The 17,716-nt window shown below is 68.9% G+C and carries 18 protein-coding genes; 6 read left to right on the plus strand and 12 right to left on the minus strand.

Features of this window, described 5'->3' with window-relative positions; all coding sequences use genetic code 11:
* Positions 1-88: 88 nt before the first annotated feature.
* On the plus strand, positions 89-1,609 hold the full coding sequence (locus ACFYRU_RS34495) for a hypothetical protein (RefSeq protein ID WP_387666700.1): 1,521 nt from the start codon (positions 89-91) through the stop codon (positions 1,607-1,609).
* A gap of 401 nt (positions 1,610-2,010) precedes the next feature.
* Here the strand turns inward: ACFYRU_RS34495 and ACFYRU_RS34500 are convergent, their stop codons facing one another.
* Positions 2,011-2,976: an electron transfer flavoprotein subunit alpha/FixB family protein gene (locus ACFYRU_RS34500; RefSeq protein WP_387666702.1), complete on the minus strand. Its 966-nt coding sequence runs from the start codon at positions 2,974-2,976 to the stop codon at positions 2,011-2,013.
* Positions 2,977-2,990: 14 nt separating this feature from the next.
* Entirely contained in the window at positions 2,991-3,773 is a 783-nt protein-coding gene (locus tag ACFYRU_RS34505) for an electron transfer flavoprotein subunit beta/FixA family protein (RefSeq protein ID WP_387666704.1), read from the minus strand.
* A gap of 101 nt (positions 3,774-3,874) precedes the next feature.
* Between ACFYRU_RS34505 and ACFYRU_RS34510 the strand changes: the two genes are divergently transcribed.
* Positions 3,875-4,624, plus strand: a complete 750-nt coding sequence (locus ACFYRU_RS34510) for a class I SAM-dependent methyltransferase (protein WP_387666707.1) — start codon at positions 3,875-3,877, stop codon at positions 4,622-4,624.
* On the opposite strand, the gene ACFYRU_RS34515 is transcribed toward ACFYRU_RS34510, so the two are convergent.
* The 6 genes from ACFYRU_RS34515 to ACFYRU_RS34540 all read right to left on the minus strand — a co-directional run bounded on the left by ACFYRU_RS34515 (position 4,611) and on the right by ACFYRU_RS34540 (position 10,515).
* A complete protein-coding gene (locus tag ACFYRU_RS34515; protein ID WP_387666710.1) occupies positions 4,611-5,660 on the minus strand; it encodes a hypothetical protein in 1,050 nt (349 codons plus the stop codon). The two genes, ACFYRU_RS34510 and ACFYRU_RS34515, sit on opposite strands and share 14 nt — an antisense overlap.
* A gap of 1 nt (position 5,661) precedes the next feature.
* Positions 5,662-6,525 carry an acyltransferase gene (locus ACFYRU_RS34520; protein WP_387666713.1) on the minus strand — a complete coding sequence of 288 codons (864 nt, stop codon included), beginning with the start codon at positions 6,523-6,525 and terminating at the stop codon, positions 5,662-5,664.
* A gap of 9 nt (positions 6,526-6,534) precedes the next feature.
* Positions 6,535-7,485, minus strand: coding sequence for a class I SAM-dependent methyltransferase (locus ACFYRU_RS34525; protein ID WP_387666715.1), 951 nt, complete (start codon positions 7,483-7,485; stop codon positions 6,535-6,537).
* Complete coding sequence (locus tag ACFYRU_RS34530) at positions 7,485-8,264, minus strand: enoyl-CoA hydratase/isomerase family protein (RefSeq protein WP_387666718.1); 780 nt, start codon at positions 8,262-8,264, stop codon at positions 7,485-7,487. Before ACFYRU_RS34530 ends, ACFYRU_RS34525 begins: the two co-directional genes overlap by 1 nt.
* 194 nt (positions 8,265-8,458) lie before the next feature.
* Entirely contained in the window at positions 8,459-9,502 is a 1,044-nt protein-coding gene (locus ACFYRU_RS34535; protein WP_387666721.1) for a Gfo/Idh/MocA family protein, read from the minus strand.
* On the minus strand, positions 9,499-10,515 hold the full coding sequence (locus ACFYRU_RS34540; RefSeq protein ID WP_387666723.1) for a Gfo/Idh/MocA family protein: 1,017 nt from the start codon (positions 10,513-10,515) through the stop codon (positions 9,499-9,501). Before ACFYRU_RS34540 ends, ACFYRU_RS34535 begins: the two co-directional genes overlap by 4 nt.
* 172 nt (positions 10,516-10,687) lie before the next feature.
* On the opposite strand from ACFYRU_RS34540, the gene glgX reads away from it, so the two are divergent.
* Together glgX and ACFYRU_RS34550 are read left to right on the plus strand one after the other, a co-directional pair.
* Positions 10,688-12,748 carry a glycogen debranching protein GlgX gene (glgX, locus tag ACFYRU_RS34545; protein WP_387667457.1) on the plus strand — a complete coding sequence of 687 codons (2,061 nt, stop codon included), beginning with the start codon at positions 10,688-10,690 and terminating at the stop codon, positions 12,746-12,748.
* 65 nt (positions 12,749-12,813) lie between these two features.
* Positions 12,814-13,554: an SGNH/GDSL hydrolase family protein gene (locus ACFYRU_RS34550; protein ID WP_387666726.1), complete on the plus strand. Its 741-nt coding sequence runs from the start codon at positions 12,814-12,816 to the stop codon at positions 13,552-13,554.
* Here ACFYRU_RS34550 and ACFYRU_RS34555 read toward each other — a convergent pair.
* The 4 genes from ACFYRU_RS34555 to ACFYRU_RS34570 all read right to left on the minus strand — a co-directional run bounded on the left by ACFYRU_RS34555 (position 13,544) and on the right by ACFYRU_RS34570 (position 16,567).
* A complete protein-coding gene (locus ACFYRU_RS34555; RefSeq protein ID WP_387666729.1) occupies positions 13,544-13,996 on the minus strand; it encodes a hypothetical protein in 453 nt (150 codons plus the stop codon). The genes ACFYRU_RS34550 and ACFYRU_RS34555 overlap by 11 nt on opposite strands.
* Entirely contained in the window at positions 13,993-14,484 is a 492-nt protein-coding gene (locus ACFYRU_RS34560) for an RNA polymerase sigma factor (protein ID WP_387666731.1), read from the minus strand. Before ACFYRU_RS34560 ends, ACFYRU_RS34555 begins: the two co-directional genes overlap by 4 nt.
* Positions 14,481-15,782, minus strand: coding sequence for an alpha/beta fold hydrolase (locus tag ACFYRU_RS34565; RefSeq protein WP_387666733.1), 1,302 nt, complete (start codon positions 15,780-15,782; stop codon positions 14,481-14,483). Before ACFYRU_RS34565 ends, ACFYRU_RS34560 begins: the two co-directional genes overlap by 4 nt.
* 98 nt (positions 15,783-15,880) lie before the next feature.
* The gene (locus tag ACFYRU_RS34570) at positions 15,881-16,567 is read right to left on the minus strand and encodes a PadR family transcriptional regulator (protein WP_387666735.1); all 687 of its coding nucleotides are present in this window, start codon (positions 16,565-16,567) and stop codon (positions 15,881-15,883) included.
* 79 nt (positions 16,568-16,646) lie between these two features.
* Here ACFYRU_RS34570 and ACFYRU_RS34575 point away from each other — a divergent pair, with 79 nt between their 5' ends.
* Both ACFYRU_RS34575 and ACFYRU_RS34580 read left to right on the plus strand, forming a co-directional pair.
* Positions 16,647-16,883 carry a hypothetical protein gene (locus tag ACFYRU_RS34575; protein WP_387666738.1) on the plus strand — a complete coding sequence of 79 codons (237 nt, stop codon included), beginning with the start codon at positions 16,647-16,649 and terminating at the stop codon, positions 16,881-16,883.
* A gap of 7 nt (positions 16,884-16,890) precedes the next feature.
* Positions 16,891-17,706: a MerR family transcriptional regulator gene (locus tag ACFYRU_RS34580; protein WP_387666740.1), complete on the plus strand. Its 816-nt coding sequence runs from the start codon at positions 16,891-16,893 to the stop codon at positions 17,704-17,706.
* Positions 17,707-17,716: the final 10 nt, after the last annotated feature.

Genomic DNA, 17,716 nt, shown 5'->3' on the forward strand with positions numbered 1-17,716 from the left:
CCCGCTCCCCGGGCGGGTGGTGGATCCGGTGACCCCGCTCGCACGTCATTCTTCCCGGGGGCACGAACCGGGTACGGAAGGCGGACGGATGAACGACTGGTGGACCGAGCGGCGGCAGAACCAGCAGCTGTCGGACCTGCAGAGCGAGATGTCGTACGCACGGTCCGAGACCTCGAGCCTGCGGTCGCAGTTGTCCCGGATCCAGGGCAGCCTGCAGACCCGGGTGGAGAGCATGTCCCGGGCGTTCGACGCGTTCGTGGAGCTGTCGGACCTGCGGTACGAGACCGTCGGGTTCACCGGCGCCGCCGAGCTCCGGCGGTACGCGGCGCGGGTGGTGAGCGCGATGGCGGCCGGTACGGAGCTGCCGACGGCCGGCGATCCGGTACCGCAGTACTGGCTCGAGCCGGCCGTTGCCGCGCTGATCTCGCTGCGCGCCGGTACGCCCGACGAGGAGGCGGTGAGTACGGCGCTGAAGCTGGACGAGCGGCGTACGTCGACGTTCCTTGCGCTTGCATTGGCGGCGCTCGGGGAGCGGCACCTCGTACGGACCCAGTGGCTGGAGGCGGCGTTCGGCGTACCGAACGACGACGGGACGTTGACGCGCGTGCAGCGGGTGTTGTGGACGACCGCGGCGCGGGGTGGGTTCGGCGCCGAGGCGCTCGACCTGGTGGTACAGCGGCTGCAGACGGGGATTGCCGCGGACGGCGCGTGGATGTCCAAGCTGGAGTCTCGGGGCAGTGCCGGGGCGCGGCCGCGCGGGCTGAAGGCCACGGAGCGGCAGGACGACGCCTGGTACCGGTTGAGCCGGGTCGCGGACGCGGTCGAGTCGATCGTCGGCAACACCGCGGCGCGGGAACCTGACCCGGAGCTGACGGCCGACACCGAGGCTGAGCCGGAGAAGAACAGCGCGGCCGCGCTGCTGCGATTGCTGATCTCGGAAGGCAGCGAGCCGGAGCGGGAGACGCTGACGCGGATCGCCGTACTGCGGGCTCGCGTCACCGGAGGCTCCGACGCGGTCGAGACGCTCACGGACTCGGCCGGTACGGTCAACCAGCTGCTCGCCGACGACCTGGCGCTGTCCGCGGAGCCCCACCTGACCGCGACCGCGCTGCGGGTGGTCGCGCCGTCGGTGCTGCCCGCGGTGGAGAAGCTGGCGGAGGACGCGGACCAGCCTGCTCCGTCGGAGGTCACCGTCGACAGCGGCTCGCGTACGATCACCGTCCGCGCTGACGGGCCGGACAAGCTGGAGCTCGGCGCTGCGACGACGGCGCTGACCTCTGGCGTAGGTGTCGCGACCGGCAAGCAGAACGCACTGCCGATCGGGTTGATCGCCGTCGGCCTGGTGGTCGCGCTCGGGCTCGGGCTGATCGTCCACTGGTTCTGGATCGTCGTCGGCCTGGTGATCGCCGGGTTCGGCCTGAACAGCTATCTCAGGCTCCGCTCGGCTCTGAAGGCGGACCGCGAACGGGCAGCCGGCGAAGCAACCAACCTCAACGACCGCTGCACCACCGCCACCAAGTCCCTCACCGACTACCTGAACAACACGGAGTCCCGCCAGACCTCCATCACCAAGTCCGTGACCACCCTCCGCCAACACCTAACCGCCTAACGCCCCACCGCTGGCGGTTTGTCGGATCGCTGCAGCCCTACAACCCGCCACCAGCAACACAACCCACCAGCCAAACGACGAACCGCCGTCGCGTCGGCGTGGGGCGGGGACGGCGTGGGGGCGGGTCCGCGTGGGCCGAGGGCTGGCGTGGGCCAGGGGCCGGCGTGGGCGGGGGCCGGCGTGGGGCGCGGTTGGGTGCGGCGGGCATGCGAAGCCCGGCTCGGGAACCGGGTCGGGCTGCCGCGCCGCAGCGTCGGGCGCGGGTGCCGGGCGCGGGTGCCGCGGCGGAGTGCCGCGGCGGAGTGCGGGGCGGGGGTGCCGCGTGGGTGGCGTGGGAGTGGGGCTTGGGTGTGCGAAGGCCCGGCCTGGGGTTACCGGGCCGGGCCTTTCTGTGCTTGGGGTCAGGACTTGCGTTTGGTTACTTCTTCGGTGGCGGTGGGGAGGACCTTGTGGAGGTCGCCTACGACGCCGAAGTCGACCAGTTCGAAGATGGGGGCTTCGGGGTCCTTGTTGACCGCCACGATCGTCTTCGAGGTCTGCATGCCGGCGCGGTGCTGGATCGCGCCGGAGATGCCGGCGGCGACGTACAGCTGCGGCGAGACCGTCTTGCCGGTCTGGCCCACCTGGTAGGCGTGCGGGTACCACCCCGAGTCGACCGCGGCACGCGAAGCGCCGACCGCGGCGCCGAGCGAGTCGGCGAAGGCCTCGACCGGACCGAAGTCACCGCCGGTACCACGACCACCGGACACGATGATCGCGGCCTCGGTCAGCTCCGGGCGACCGGTCGCCGCGCGCGGCTTGGAGTCGGTGATGCGAGCCGTCTTCGCGGCGTCAGAGATCGTCACGTCGAACTCCTCCACCTCCGGCGACGTCTGCGCAGCCTCCGGGGTGGCGGCGTTCGGCTTGACGGTGATGATCGGCGTGCCGTGGGTGACCTTCGCCTGCACGGTGAAGTTGCCCGCGAACACCGACTGCGTGGTCACCGGCGCACCGTCGACAGCCTGCACGTCCACGGCGTCGGTGATCAGGCCGGAGTCCAGCTTGACCGCGAGCCGGGCCGCGATCTCCTTGCCCTCGGCGTTCGACGAGATCAGGATCGCCGACGGCTCGACCTTCGCCGCGACCTGCTGCAGCGCCTCCGCCTTCGGCGCGACCAGATACTGTGTGAGCTCCGCGCCGGACAGCGCGATCACCTTCGTCGCGCCGTACTGCCCCAGCGCCGGCAGCGCAGCCTGCACCTCAGCGTCACCGGAGCCGATGAACACGGCGACCGGCTCGCCGAGCCGGCGGGCGATCGTGAGGAGCTCGGCGGTCGTCTTGCGGACCGCGCCCGCGGTGTGGTCAACGAGAACCAGAACGTTCGACATTACTCAACCGCTCCTCAGAGGAACTTGTTCGTGGACAGGAACTCGACGAGCTCGGTGGCACCGTTACCGTCTTCGTCGGTGACGATCGTGCCGGCCGTACGCGCCGGACGGGCGGTCACCTCGACCACCTCGGTCCACGCGCTCGAACCACCCACCTGCTCAGGCGTCAGCTCGAGGTCGGCCAGCGACCAGGTCTCGACCGGCTTCTTCTTCGCGGCCATGATCCCCTTGAACGACGGGTACCGCGGCTCGTTCGCCTGGTCGGACACCGACAGCACCAGCGGCAGCGTGCCCTCGACGGTGTCGCTCGCGGTGTCGCCGTCGCGGCGGATCCGGACGGTCTGCCCGTCGACGGTCACCTCCGAGCCCAGCGTCACGGCCGGCAGCCCGAGCCGCTCCGACACCATCGCCGGAACGACGCCCATGCCGCCGTCGGTCGAGCTCATCCCGAACACGACCAGGTCGGCCTCGAGCTTGGCCAGCGCCTTCGCCAGGACCAGCGAGGTGGCGACCGCGTCCGAACCGTGGATCGCGTCGTCGAGCACATGCACACCGGCGTCGGCGCCCATCTGCAGACCCTTCTTCACCGCGTCGGACGCCTGCTCCGGCCCGACCGTGAGAACGGTCACCTCGGCGTCTCCGGCCTCCTTCACGGTCAGCGCGGTCTCGACGGCGTACTCGTCCAGCTCGGACAGCAGCCCGTCGACACCGGCGCGGTCCACCGTGTTGTCCTCCGAGCGGAAGCGGCGGTCCGCGGTGGCATCCGGCACGAACTTCGCGCAGACGACGATCTTCATAGCGTGTGGGACCCCTTCTGGTTAACGGTCTCTCCAAGCCTGCCACGGATGTTACCCGCTAGAAACATACGGCTGGTGCGAGTCCCATCACAGTCTCGGGCATGACTAGTCTTGCGCAGGTGAGCGAGACGTTACCGCTGACCGGCGAGCGGACGGCGCCCGGGATCTGGCACGAGAACTATTGGTTTGCGCGTCATGATGCTGCGTATCGGTGGATCACGGGGAATCTGGCGGTCGGACAAGGTGGTCGGGTCCTCGACGCGGGGTGCGGCGAGGGGTACGGGGCGGAGCTGCTCCGGCTGGCCGGTGCGAGCTCCGTGATCGGACTCGACTATGAAGATACGACGTTGCGACACGTCCGCCGGGTTTATCCACAGGTCAATGTGGCGCGCGGCAATCTCGTGCAGACGCCCTTCAAGGACAAGGCTTTCACAACAATCACCTCGCTGCAGACGATCGAGCACCTGTGGGAGCAGCCGCGGTTCGTCGCCGAATGCGCCCGGATCCTCGCAGCACAGGGCGTCTTGGTCCTCAGTACGCCGAACCGCCTGACCTTCCCGAGCGGGAACTTGTACCACACGCGCGAGCTGACCGCCGCCGAGTTCGCCGAGCTGCTCGAGCCGCACTTCGAGATCACCCAGGCGCTCGGCCTTCACCACGGCGCGCGGCTCGCGGAGTGGGAGGCGCAGTACGACTCCTGCGTCGACGCGCAGCTGGCGACCCCGCACGACCAGTGGGACGACAACCTGACCCAACTCGTGCGGAGTACGACGTACGAGGACTTCGAGATCCGCCCAGGGGACCTGGACGAATCTCTCGATCTGATTGTGGTGGCGACTACGGCCGGATGATCTTCTCGACGATCTTGCCGGCGATCAGATAGACCAGCGCCGCGATCCCCCAGTTGACCAGCAGGGTGTTCTTCGCGGTCTGCAGCCGGAACAGGTCCTTGAACGGGCCGACCAGGTCGTGCCCGCGCTCCAGGATCCAGCGCACGATCTCGTTGCTCTGGTTGGTCTGGTCGAGCGCGGTGAACAGCGCGCCGAGGGCCAGTACGGCGGCCGCGAGCACCGCGATCAGCCAGATCAGCGATGCGATCAGGTTGCGCAGCTTCCGGACGCCGGAGCCGACCGAGGTCAGCGCCTGCTTGCCCTTGCCGCCCGAGCTGACCGCCGTCTTCGACACCGGCGGTTTGTTGCCTGAGGCACCTGACGGCTTGACCGGCGGCTTGGTGGCCGCGGCCCCAGCCGCAGTGCCCGTCGCCGCAGTGCCCGTCGCCGCAGTGCCCGTCGCCGCCTTCTCGGGCTCCTTCTCGGCAGCGGTATCGGCTGCGGCAGCCTCCGAGTTCGCCGCTGCCGGTTCGGCCGCCTTCTCCCGGGCCCGCTGTTCGGCCACGATCTCCGCCGCCGTCTTCGGCCGGGCCGTCTTGGTCGCGGTCGCCGCACCCGTACCGCTGTCCGTCCCCGGCGTCGCGCCGGGCTTGGCGGCGCCGGCGGCCTGCTCTGCCTCGGCCGCTCCCGCCTTCTCGTCCTGCGTACCCACGTCGTCCATCTCCTCAGCCGGGGTCCGTTCCTCGTCCGTGGCAGCCGGCGCTCTCCTCCGCCGGCCGACCGGGACCGGGCGTGGCGACAACCGGCGACGGGCGCCCGCTACCGGTGCTGTCGCCGTATTGCCGTCCGCTGCCTGTCCATCCGGGTTCACGCTTGCGCCCATGTCTGGTTCGTTCGTTTCAAGCACTGGTTCCAACGTAGCGCGACCGGGTACCGGTTCGGCCACGATCGGTACCGGGTCGACCGCGCGCGTTCGCGCCTGCGTGATCGAGCCGTCCGCCGCGGCCTGGTCCAGCGACGACCGAGCGGCCTGATCGGGCCCGGCCGGGTCAGCCACGCTACTTCTCCTCTCCGATGCGCATCCGGTCCCTGCCGTCACCGGCGTCCGACCGGACGTGGGGGCCATAGTGCCCGACTGGTGAGTAACTTGAGAACCCCTCGGAGCTCTCTTTTTCACCATCTGCTTCTACCGCATCACCAGCCGCATCCCCCGGCACCACGCTCGCAGGCTTCTCGACCGGCGGCATCCCGGCCTGCAACCGGGCGGCCGTACGGTCGTTCGCGTCGGCCAGACCGGCCAGGTACCTGCGCCGCTCGGCGTCGGCGGCGTACCGCTCGGTGCGGTCCGCGAGCACCTTCGCCGGGATGCCGCCCGCCACCGCGTACGCCGGGATGTTGCCGCGGGCAACGCTGTTGGCGCCGATCACCGTACCGCGGCCGATGTCGGTACCGCGGGTGACCGTGACCTTCGTGGCCAGCCAGCAGTCCGGGCCGATCCGGACCGGCGACTTGACCAGGCCCTGGTCCTTGATCGGCAGGTCGAGGTCCTCGGTCTTGTGGTCGAAGTCGCAGATGTAGGTCCAGTCCGCGATCAGCGTCGACGCACCGATCTCGATGTCCAGGTAGCAGTTCACCGTCACGTCGCGGGCGAACACGACCTTGTCGCCGATCCGCAAGGTGCCCTCGTGCGCCCGCAGCCGGGTCTCGTCACCCAGGTGTACCCAGCGACCGAGCACGATCCGCCCGTGCCCGGGCCGCGCCACGATCTCCAGGTGCTTGCCGAGGAACACGAAACCCTCGGTGATCACGTACGGGTGGCGCAGCTTGAACCAGGCGAACCGCCAGTAGCGCTTGAGGTAGTAGGGCGTCCACGCCCGATGTCGTACCACCCAGCGCAGATTCGCCACGGACAGCAACCGCATCGACACACCCTACTGCTTGTTCGCGACTCCGGTGATCGAGACGTTGTAGTACAGCTCGTCCGGTACGACGCTCGACAGCGCCTTGTCCACCTTGGACAGCTGCAGCCACGACTTGTACGCGAACATCCGCCAGCCGAACCCGAGCTTCTGCTCCGGTACGGCGGCCTCGAACGTGCGGATCGGCCACCCGACCCACGCGGCGAGCAGCTCCTCGGTGACAGTCTTCACCTGAACGGCGCCGGCGCGCGAGGCCGTACGTGCCAAGGTGTCCGGGTCGAACGTGTGCAGGTCCACTACGGCCTCGAGCGCGGCCGCGCGGGACGACTCGTCGAGCTCTTCCTGCGGGCGCCGCCAGTTCGTCAGCGCCGGCAGTTTCGTCACGTTCGTGGTCGCCCACCAGGTGAAGCGGGACAGCCGCCGCGCCACGAAGTCGCCGTACCGGGTCGGCTCACCACAGATCACGAACCGGCCGCCGGGCTTGAGGACGCGGAGCATCTCGCGGAACGCCAGCTCGACGTCCGGGATGTGGTGGATGACCGCGTGGCCGATGACCAGGTCGAACGTGTCGTCGTCGTACGGAAGCTTCTCCGCGTCCGCGACCCGGCCCTCGATCGCGAAGCCGAGGGTCTTCGCGTTCTTCTTCGCGGCCTCGACCATGCCCGGGGACAGGTCGGTGACGTGGGCCTCGTCGAGGACGCCGGCCAGCTTGAGGTTCAGGGTGAAGAAGCCGGTACCGGCGCCGATCTCCAGAGTCTTGCCGTACGGCCAGCCGCGGGTGCCGGCGATCGCGGTGAAGCGGTCCCGGGCGTAGTCGACGCAGCGTTCGTCGTACGAGATCGACCACTTCTCGTCGTACGTCGAGGCTTCCCAGTCGTGGTAGAGCACCTGGGCGAGCTTGTTGTCGTTCCAGGCCGCTTCTACCTCTTCAGCGGATGCGGCGGGCTTGGAGGTTGCAGACATCAGATTCCCTTGAATTCGGCTTTACCGGGGCCGTTCTCGACGAAGGACTTCATGCCGATCGTGCGGTCCTCGGTGGCGAACAGCGCGGCGAACTGCTGGCGCTCGATCTCCAGTCCGGTGGTCAGGTCGACGCCCAGGCCGGAGTCGATCGACTCCTTGGCGGCGCGCAATGCCATTGCGGCGGCGCGGGAGAACTGGGAGGCCCAGGCGACGGCGGCGTCGTACACCTCGGCGGCCGGGACGACCTTGTCGACCAGGCCGATTTGCAGGGACTCGGCGGCGTCGACGAATCGGCCGGTGTAAATCAGGTCCTTCGCCTTGGACGGGCCGACCAGGCGGGACAGTCGCTGCGTACCGCCGGCGCCGGGGATGATGCCGAGCAGGATCTCCGGCTGGCCGAGCTTGGCGTCGTCGGCGGCGATGCGGTAGTCGGCGCAGAGCGCGAGCTCACAGCCGCCACCTAGCGCGTACCCGGTGATCGCGGCGACGGTCGGCTTCGGGATCGCGGCGACCGCGGAGAGCGAGGACTGCAGTGGGCCGGAGCGCTTCGCCATGTCGGCGTACGACATGTCGGCCATTTCCTTGATGTCCGCACCGGCGGCGAAGACGCGCTCGCCGCCGTAGATCACCACCGCGCGGACGTCGTCGTTCGCGGTCGCCTCGAGGGCAGCGGTGCGGATCTCCTCCTGCACCTGCACGTTCAGCGCGTTCATCTTCGGCCGATCCAGCCGGATCGTCCCGACACCTTCACTCACGGTCAGGTTGACGAACTCGCCCATCACGCCGCTCCTTCCAGGAACTACCCACGGGTCACATCCCGGGGAACGGTACCGGACCTCCACAACCGACCGCACGTCGCCTCTGCGCCGCGGACGGCCAGGCCATCACAATCGCCGATTCCGGGGCAACTCGCGCTCGAGCGGTCCCGGAGGTGCGGATTGTGATGGCCTGGCGATCCGGCTTCACCCGGTCGTCAGACCTTCACCGCCTGCCCGGAGGCCGCCGAACGGCGGGCGGCGTCGACGATCTTCAGGGTGCGGAGGCCTACGGCGCCGTCGGGTTGGGGGGTGACGGCCGGGGCCTTGCCCGCTACCGCGGGGCCGGTGGTGCGGACGGCGTCCAGGAAGGTGTCGAGCATGGACTCGTCGAGGTTGCCGCCGATGGCCAGGTAGACCTCGCCGCCGGCGTCGGTGCCGCCGACGTGCGGGAGGAAGGGTTCGATCTCGACCGAGCCGTTGGTGCCGGTGACCTGGAGCGAGACGCCGCCCCAGGTCGGGCCGTTGTCGGGGACGCTCCAAGAGCAGTCGATCGTTGCCATCAGCCCGTTGTCGTAGTTGATCGTGACCAGTCCACCGGTCTCCACCTCGACGTTCTTGTCCTGGTGCAGGATCCGGTTCGCGGCCGCGTACACCCGGGTCGCGGTCGCTCCACCGGTCAGCCCGTCGATCAGGTCGGCGCAGTGCACGGTGTGGTCGACGAGCGCTCCCCCGCCGGCCAGTTCCGCGTCGGTGAACCACTGGCGGGCCTCGTACGGGATCTTCCCGTTGTTCGTCCCGAGTACGGCGAACACGTCGCCGAGCCGCCCCGCCTCGACGTTCGCCCGCAGCTGCACGTACGACGGCGAGAACCGGACCGGGTACGCGACCATCAGGATCGTCCCGGCCGCCTCGCATGCGGCGATCATCGCCTCGCCGTCGGCGACCTCGGTGGCCAACGGCTTCTCGCACAGTACGTGCGCGCCGACCGCCGCGGCCCGTTCCACCAACGAACGGTGGCCCGCGTTCTCCGACGTCACCACCACCGCGTCGGGTCCCCACGCGAACAGTTCGTCGTAGGAGTCGACGTACGGCGCACCGAACTGCGCAGCGAAGGCCGCGCCCCGCGGACCCGCGTCCGGCGCCGACGCGCCGTCGGGATCGGCCGTCAGTACTTCGACGTCCGGCATGGCAGTCAGCAGCTGCGTGTACGACGCGGCGTGCGTGTGCGCGAACGAAGCGATCGCAACCTTCAACGTCATGCCACATCTCCCGTCGAGACGAAGGTCTTCATGTCGATCGGCTGACCCGACTCCATCGACGCGCGCGCCGCCTCGGCCAGGTAGACCGCGGTCGCGCCGTCCGCCGCGATCACACGTGGCTCAGGCCCGCCGCGCAGGCCGATCGCGAGCTCACGCAGCTGCGTCAGGTACGGGCTCTCGCCCAGCGACGACGGGATCAGCAGGTCGCCGCCGGCACTGTCCTGCAGCTCGTCCTTGTATCCGGTGTCGGCATCGGACGCGAACTTCAGCACGCCGCTCGACCCGGCGATCTTGAACCCGGTCTGGAAGGTCGTACCGGTCGCACCCCAGGTCGCCCGGCAGTGGCTGATCGCGCCGTTCTCGTGCGTCAGCGTCACGTGCGCCGCGACATTGACCGGGCTGATGCCGTCGACGGTCGGCGGGTTCTGCGCCGCGTACACCGTGGTGACCTCGCCGCACAGCCAACGCGCCTGGTCGAGGTCGTGCACCATCAGGTCCATGATCACGCCGCCCGACCGGGCCACGTCGCGGTACCAGCCCGCGCCGGCCGGCGAGGACGCCTGCCGGTAGAAGCGCGCGACCGCGACGTCGCCGATCCGGCCGGCCTGGATCGCGTCGTACGCGGCCTTGTACGCGGGGAAGTACCGGACGACGTGCGCCGGGTACAACCGGACGCCGGCCGCGACGGCCGCGTCGATCACCTCGTGCGAATCGGCCGCGGTGAGCGTCAGCGGCTTCTCGCAGATCACGTTCTTGCCCGCCTTGATCGCGGCCAGCGTGATCTCCTTGTGGGTCGCCGACGGCGTGACGATGTCGACGAACTCGACCTCGGCCAGCACCGCGTCCAGGGACGGCACGACCTCCAGCCCGTACTGCTCCGCGAGTGCCTCCGCGCCCTCGAGCGAGTACACCAGGACGCGGGCGCCGACCGCCTTCCAGGCTTGCGCATGGACGTGCGAGATGTTGCCCGCGCCGATCAGACCGACGGTCAGACCGGCCAACTCTTCCGACATGTGTTCCCCTGTGCAGAGGTGGGTAATTTACGAACGATCCTTGCGTATCACTGCGCACAGGCGTTCGCAACCACCGTCTCACGAACACAACCACCTCACTATCGTGAACTCGCAACGACCTGTGCAGAATGTCCCGGTGACAGAAGCGACCGCCGCCCCGAGCGCTCCCGGCCTGTCCGGCGAGACAGGCCTGCGTCCGGGCGCAGTGGTCCAGACCGATGGCACCACTTTCACGCTCTGGGCTCCGGCCGCCGAGCGGGTCGAGTTGGCGCTGATCGGCGACGACGGCGGCCAGCGGAACCTGGACCTGACCCACACCGGCGAGTTCTGGACCGGGTTCGTCCCGGGCGTCGGCGCCGGGCAGCGGTACGGGTACCGGGTGCACGGGCCGTTCGACCCGTCGCACGGCTTGCGGTTCAACCCGTCGAAGCTGGTGCTCGACCCGTACGCACGGGCCGTGGACGGCGTACTCGACTACGACAGCCCGCTGATCTACGACTCGTCCGACGGCGACTCGGCCGGTCACGTGCCGGTCGGCGTGGTGGTCGAGGACACTGCTCCCCCGCCGCCGATCAGCAAGCCGGTGCACTGGGGCGAGACGGTCATCTACGAGCTGCACACCAGGGGCTTCACGAAGCTCCACCCCGACGTACCCGAGCACCAGCGCGGGACGTACGCCGGGCTCGCGCACCCGTCGGTGATCAAGTATCTGACCGACCTCGGTGTCACGTCGGTGGAGTTGTTGCCGATCCACCACTTCCTCACCGAGCCGGCGATCGCGGCCCGCGGGCTGCCGAACTACTGGGGTTACAACACGCTCGGGTTCTTCGCGCCGCACGCGCCGTACAGCTCGTCGGGTTCGCGCGGTGAGCAGGTGACCGAGTTCAAGGCGATGGTCGCCGCGTTCCATGCGGCGGGCATCGAGGTGATCCTCGACGTGGTCTACAACCACACCGCCGAGGGCGGTTTCGACGGGCCGACGCTGAGCTTCCGCGGGATCGACAACCGCGCCTACTACCGGCTGAGCGCCGGCGCGGCGATGTACGACGTGACCGGGACCGGCAACTCCGTCGACACCTCGCACCCGCAGGTACGCCGCCTCGTGATGGACTCGCTGCGCTACTGGGTCGAGGAGATGGGCGTCGACGGGTTCCGCTTCGACCTGGCCGTGACGCTGGTCCGCAACGAACGGCACGAGGTCGACATCCCGGACCACCCGTTCCTCGCCGAGGTCGCGGCGGATCCCGTCCTCGGCCGGGTGAAGCTGATCGCCGAGCCGTGGGACGTCGGCCCGTTCGGCTACCAGGTCGGCAACTTCGGTACGCCGTGGTCGGAGTGGAACGGTAAATTCCGCGACAGTGTCCGCGACGTCTGGCGGAACACCTCCGACGGCGTCAAGGACCTCGCCTACCGGCTGTCCGGCTCCAGCGACCTGTACGGCGACGACGGCCGGTACCCGTACGCGTCGATCAACTTCGTCACCGCCCACGACGGGTTCACGCTGCGGGACCTGGTCAGCTACGACCACAAGCACAACGAGGCGAACCACGAGGACAACCGCGACGGCACCGACGACAACCGTTCCTGGAACTGCGGCGTCGAAGGCGAGACCGACGACGCCGGCGTGATCGCGTTGCGCAAGCGGCAGATGGCGAACCTGATGTCGACGCTGATCCTGTCCACCGGCGTACCGATGATCACCGCCGGCGACGAGTGCGGCCGGACCCAGGACGGCAACAACAACGCGTACTGCCAGGACGACGAGATCTCCTGGTTCGACTGGTCGCTGCCGGCTACCTGGTCCGAGCACCTCGACCTGACCAAGAAACTGATCAAGCTGCGGGCCATGCATCCCGCCCTGCGCCAGTGGCACTACTTCTCCGGGCAACCCGTCGTGCCCGGCGGGCGCAAGGACCTCTCGTGGATCGCGCCGCACGGCGGCGAGATGACCGACGCGGACTGGTTCGACGGCAACCTGCGCACGATCGGCATGTTCCTGCGCGGCGACGCACTCCGCGCCACCGACGCCGACGGCAACGCGCTCACCGACAGCTCGTTCCTGCTCGCCCTGAACGCAACCGCCGAGACCCGGAACGTCGTCGTACCGGACGCGTCCTGGGCACCCGCGTACGAGCTCGTCCTCGACACCAGCAACAGCATGGTCACCGAGGTCGAAGCCGGCGCGACCGTGCCGCTCGCACCACGCTGTCTGGTCCTGCTCCGCGCACTCTGAGGGTTGTTAACCTTCCCCTTGTACATTTTTCGGTCACCTGTTGTTCACCTCTGGGGGGACCGAAGTTGACCACACCGATCGGTGCGCTGCACCGCGCGATCATGCGCTGGGGAGAGGCGGAGCGGACCAGTTCGCGGCTGGCCGTCCAGCGGTGGGTGGACGGCGTCGCGTACGTCGACGTACAGGCCCGGACGTACGCGGACTACTGGACGCGGCAGAACGCGGATGTACTGACGGGTGACGGACCGTTGTGGGTTGTGCTGGGTGACTCGACCGCACAGGGACTGGGGGCTTCGTCACCGCTGCACGGGTACGTCGGACAGGTGCTGAATGCGCTGCGCCGCAAGGGGACGCCGTGGCGGGTGCTGAACCTGTCGCGGTCCGGTGCGCAGACCAGGCACGTACTGGAAGACCAACTGCCGCTGATGGACGGTCTCACGCCGGCACTGGTCACCTGCGGGATCGGCAACAACGACATCCTTGCGACGCCTCCCAAGCGTTTCCGCGACCATCTACGCCAGGTGATCGACAAGCTGCCCTCGTCGTCCGTGGTGATGGACCTGACCGTGCCTGACCGCCTGTGGCGCATCGGTGGCGCGGTGAGCCCGTACGTGTCTGGTATCAACCAACTGATCGCCAGCACGGCCACGTCGCGCGGGCTACCGGTTGCCGAGGTCTCTCGGTACGCACGACCGCCGTGGCGCGGCATGCTCGCGCCGGACGCGTTCCACCCGAACAACCTCGGCTACCGGCGCCACGCGGACGCCCTGCTGGCCGCACTGCCCGCCGGCGTACTCACGACCTGAGAAGCTCCTCCAGCCGGTCCAGCGTCTTGGTGCTTTCCCGACGGACACCGATCGGGACGATGGCGGCCCGGCCTGGTACGCGGATGCCTCCAGTGAGGGCGACCCGCGTACCGCCTCCTGGCTCGGCCGCGACCGCCATACCGATGATGAGGAAGCGGCTCTGCAGCCAGCACCAGCCGGGGCGGAGCTGACCTACCAGACGGGCACGTTGACCCCTCGCGCCCTTTGCCCGTACGACGACGCGGTCGCCGTCTTGTGCTTCGACGGTCGCGGAGACGAAGTCCGCCTGGACGGTTGCGAAGACGTCGAGGTCGGCGAGCATCGCCTTCACGTCGTCGGGGTCCGCGGGCAGGACGCGTTCGGTGACGGTCGCGCCTGGTACGCCGGCCGCGAGGGCGCGGAAGCGCTCCACGTCGGTGAGCTCGGCTTGGGGCCAGTTCATGATTTCCACGCCTTCCGAAAACTTGCCCGCGCTCGGTGCAACCGCGACTTGGCGGTGCCTGCCGGAACCTCCAACAGGTTGGCGGCTTCGACCTCGTCCAGTCCTTCGAGATCGCGCAGTACCAGCACCGCGCGATGCTCCGGCGACAGTCTCTTGAGTACGTCCTGTACTTCGACCAGGAGTTGCGGATCGTCCGCGGCCGGGAGCTCGTCCAGTTCGGCCGGCTGTTGCCGTTGACCGCGGCGGGCGACCCGGACCGCCTCGCGGACGGCGATCGCGCGCGCCCAGCCGTACAGCGCGGCCGGGTTGTCGAGGGCGCGGAGGCCGCGGAAGATCCGGATCAGGGCTTCCTGGGCCGCGTCGGGTCCGTCGTGGAGCGCGATCGGTCCGCAGATCTTCCCGACGTACGGGGTGAGTGCGTCGAGGACCTCGTTCATCGCCACGGTGTCGCCGCGTTGCGCCGCGCGGACGCGGTCCGGTTCGATCATTTGAGGAACGCGGCCATCAGTGGGGTGACCTGGTCGGGACAGTCGACGGTCAGGGCGTGGCCACAGCCGTCGAGTACGTGCACTGTTGCGTTCGGCAACAGTTGCCCGAAGCGGGCGGCCTGGGCGGGTGGGAGCACGGTGTCGTGGTCGCCCCAGAGGACGAGCGCCGGCTGCCGGGTGGCCGGGAGCGCGCGTTCGGTGACGCTCCAGTCGAGGCCGCGTTCCAGGGCGTACATCGATCGCACGTTGTCACGATACGTTCCGGGGATCCACATCGCGTCGATCAGTTGTGGCGTGACCAAGTTCTTGTGTACGAACAGGCCGCGTACCGCTGACTCGACCATGCTGCGGCTGGTACCTAGCTTGGCGAGTGCTTCACCGAGGAGCGGCTGCTTCATCACCTCCCAGCTCCCGACGTCCGGCTCGTCAAGGCCGGACGGGGCGAGTAGGAGCAGCTTGCTTACGCGCTCCGGGTGCCGTTGCGCGTAAGCAAGCCCCCAGCCACCACTCCAAGAGTTCCCACCAAGCACGACGCTCCGCAGGTGCAGCGCATCCAAGAACTGCCCGAGAGCCGTGGTCATCCCGTCCAAATCAAACGAGAAGCCTGCATCGTGCAGCCGAGTCTCCCCCTGTCCCGGAAGCTCCACTGCATAGACGGTGTGGTCTCTGGCCAACACGTCTATCTCCTGCTCCCACGCAATCGCAGGAGAAGCCCCCGGAGCCAACAACACCACAGGTGCCCCAGAACCCCGCTGCAAGTAGTGCACCCGCGCCAACGGAGTCTCCACAAACCTGGAGTCACCCGACGCGGAAGGGTGCGCCCGCTCACCCGGCTCGTAGACGTAGGCCACCAGCGCCAACACCGTCACTGCAGCTACCGGGCCTGCGACAACAGCCGCCTTTACCCAGCGCATTCGTAGCATCCTCACGTCCGCAAGGCACAGCGCGATGCAGGCCGGTGTGTAGAGGAGCAGGTTCAACCAGTAGAACGTAGTACTGGTGTACGTGAAGGCCCACGCGACACCGAGAGCAGCACGAACTGCCAGGCCGGCTGCGAGGCCGGTGACCACGAGACGGGCGACTGCGGACCGGTCGGAGTACAGGACTGCGACCGCCAGCAGCAGGTGCAAGGCCGCTAGGGGTAGTACCACCTGCGGGGCGAACGACAGTTGGACGCCGAGCACCGCCCGGGAGAGTGAGCGTTCGTCGGGCGCGGGCCACACCGCACCCGTCGCCCAGTAGACGTGCACCGCCGCGAGCAGAGCGTGTACGCCCGCGACGATTCTTCGAGACTGCATCCCGAACCCTCCTCAGTTGTGGATGACAACTCGAAGAGGAGCGGTTCGGCCGGGACGTTCCCCGGGGTGACCTAGATCTCAGGGGATCTCAGGGGATCTCAGGCCTCGGGATCTGCCGGCGTGACCGGGGCGTCGGCGAGCAGCAGGTAGAGCGAGCGGCGGGCGTCGGCCAGGATCTTCGCGGCCGCCGTACGCTGCTCCTCCGAGCCACTGCGCGCGACCTGCCGGGTGGCGGAGTGCAGCTCCTCGAGCAGCCCACGCAGGTCCGCTCCAGGTGCCGCGCCCGCGAACGCCGCGAACGGGTCGTCGCTACGGCCTTCGACGTATTCGCGACCGGCGTCGGTCAGCGTGACGAGCTTGCGGCCGGCTTCCGCGGTCACGGTGACCAGGCCCTCATCCTCCAGTTGGTTGATGGTCGGGTAGATCGCGCCGGGGCTGGGCGTCCAGCGCCCGTCGCTGCGGTCCGCGATGGCCTGCATCAACTGGTAGCCGTGCATCGGCTCCTCGCTGAGCAGGATCAGTACTGCCGTCCGGACATCGCCACGCGGCGCCCGGCCACGGCCGGAACCACGACCGGAACCACGGCCTCCGTCGCGCCGGAGCCCACGCTCACCGCGGCCCCTGCGTTCGCCACGTTCGCTGCGTTCTCCACGCTCGCCGCGGCCGCCGTGCATCGGCATGCCTTCGCCCATCCGCGGTCCACCGCGGCGGGGGTGCTGGTGGCCGCGCCGGCGGCCACGGAATTCGTTGGGGGTGTTCATCATTCCCTCCTCGATACTCTTCATGACACTAACGATATATCGTTACCGTCATGAACGCAAGAACTGAGTTGCGGACACTTCGCTTGGGCCGGAACGTGAGGAGATGAGCACCTTCGACGACCTGATGGGTGAAGTGATGTCGACCGCGTACCACATGGGCGAGGCACCGGCCGAGAGCTTCCCGGAGCTCCTCCAGCGGAACCCAGGCCTGCTGGACAAACGCCTGCTGACCCGCTTCTACAGCTCACGCGCCCTGGCGTCCGCAAAAGCAAGGACGGAGTGGGTCGAGCCCGACGTGAAACCGTTCCCCTTTACTCTGCCCCAAGGGCAGGGGGTGTGATGGTCGCGTGTTGACGATCAGTGAGTTCGGGCGGCGGGCCGGCCTTTCGTTGAAGGCGTTGCGGCTGTACGACGTGTCCGGGCTGCTGGCTCCGGCGCAGGTGGACCCTGCCAACGGGTACCGGTGGTACGACGAGGAGCAACTCGAGCGGGCGCGGCGGATCGGCGTGCTCCGGCAGTTGGACATGCCGCTGACGACGATCCGCGAAGTGCTCGGCGGGACCGACGAGGAGGGGCTGATCCGGCTCGACCGCTGGTGGGCCGCCGAGGAGGCGACCACCGCGGCGCGGCGGGCGACCTGGCAGTACCTCCGCGACCGGCTCTCCCGGTCCGGTACGTCCGGACTCGCACCACGCCCGGTGCTGACCCGCGACGTACCGGCCACGAAGATCGCCTCGATCCGGGCGGACACCGATCAGCAGATGCTGGTCGGCGTGATCGTGACGTGCACCGACGAGATCATGACGTACCTGCACGCCGCCGGGGCGACCGCGACCGTCGGGTCGTGGGTGATCTACCACGGCGCGGTCACGCCCGAGGGCGAGGCCACGGTCGAGGTGTGCGTCCCGTTCGAGGGGCTCGTCGATCCGTCCGGGCGGATCGGGATCCGGGTCGAACCGGCGCACCGCGAGGCGTACTGCACGATCACGATGGACGAGTGCGCGTACCCGCGGATCATGCTCGCGTACGACCTCGTCTTCGACCACGTGCGCGCGTCCGGCGCCCCCGAGGCGGGCCCGCCGCGCGAGCTGTACCGCCCGAACTGCCAACTGCTCCCCCGTGACGAACCGGCCGTCGACATCGCACAGCCCATTCTCCGCTGAAAGGACACAA

This window comes from Kribbella sp. NPDC004536 (assembly GCF_042873835.1).
Classification (GTDB): domain Bacteria; phylum Actinomycetota; class Actinomycetes; order Propionibacteriales; family Kribbellaceae; genus Kribbella.

Coding starts and splice junctions, on each gene's coding strand:
- ACFYRU_RS34575 (WP_387666738.1), top strand. CDS start 16,647: ATGAGCACCTTCGACGACCTGATGGGTGAAGTGATGTCGACCGCGTAC.
- ACFYRU_RS34530 (WP_387666718.1), bottom strand. CDS start 8,264: ATGGGCGAGTTCGTCAACCTGACCGTGAGTGAAGGTGTCGGGACGATC.
- ACFYRU_RS34570 (WP_387666735.1), bottom strand. CDS start 16,567: ATGAAGAGTATCGAGGAGGGAATGATGAACACCCCCAACGAATTCCGT.
- ACFYRU_RS34495 (WP_387666700.1), top strand. CDS start 89: ATGAACGACTGGTGGACCGAGCGGCGGCAGAACCAGCAGCTGTCGGAC.
- ACFYRU_RS34520 (WP_387666713.1), bottom strand. CDS start 6,525: ATGCGGTTGCTGTCCGTGGCGAATCTGCGCTGGGTGGTACGACATCGG.
- ACFYRU_RS34540 (WP_387666723.1), bottom strand. CDS start 10,515: ATGTCGGAAGAGTTGGCCGGTCTGACCGTCGGTCTGATCGGCGCGGGC.
- ACFYRU_RS34500 (WP_387666702.1), bottom strand. CDS start 2,976: ATGTCGAACGTTCTGGTTCTCGTTGACCACACCGCGGGCGCGGTCCGC.
- ACFYRU_RS34505 (WP_387666704.1), bottom strand. CDS start 3,773: ATGAAGATCGTCGTCTGCGCGAAGTTCGTGCCGGATGCCACCGCGGAC.
- ACFYRU_RS34535 (WP_387666721.1), bottom strand. CDS start 9,502: ATGACGTTGAAGGTTGCGATCGCTTCGTTCGCGCACACGCACGCCGCG.
- ACFYRU_RS34555 (WP_387666729.1), bottom strand. CDS start 13,996: ATGAACTGGCCCCAAGCCGAGCTCACCGACGTGGAGCGCTTCCGCGCC.
- ACFYRU_RS34510 (WP_387666707.1), top strand. CDS start 3,875: ATGACTAGTCTTGCGCAGGTGAGCGAGACGTTACCGCTGACCGGCGAG.
- ACFYRU_RS34525 (WP_387666715.1), bottom strand. CDS start 7,485: ATGTCTGCAACCTCCAAGCCCGCCGCATCCGCTGAAGAGGTAGAAGCG.
- ACFYRU_RS34565 (WP_387666733.1), bottom strand. CDS start 15,782: ATGCAGTCTCGAAGAATCGTCGCGGGCGTACACGCTCTGCTCGCGGCG.
- ACFYRU_RS34560 (WP_387666731.1), bottom strand. CDS start 14,484: ATGATCGAACCGGACCGCGTCCGCGCGGCGCAACGCGGCGACACCGTG.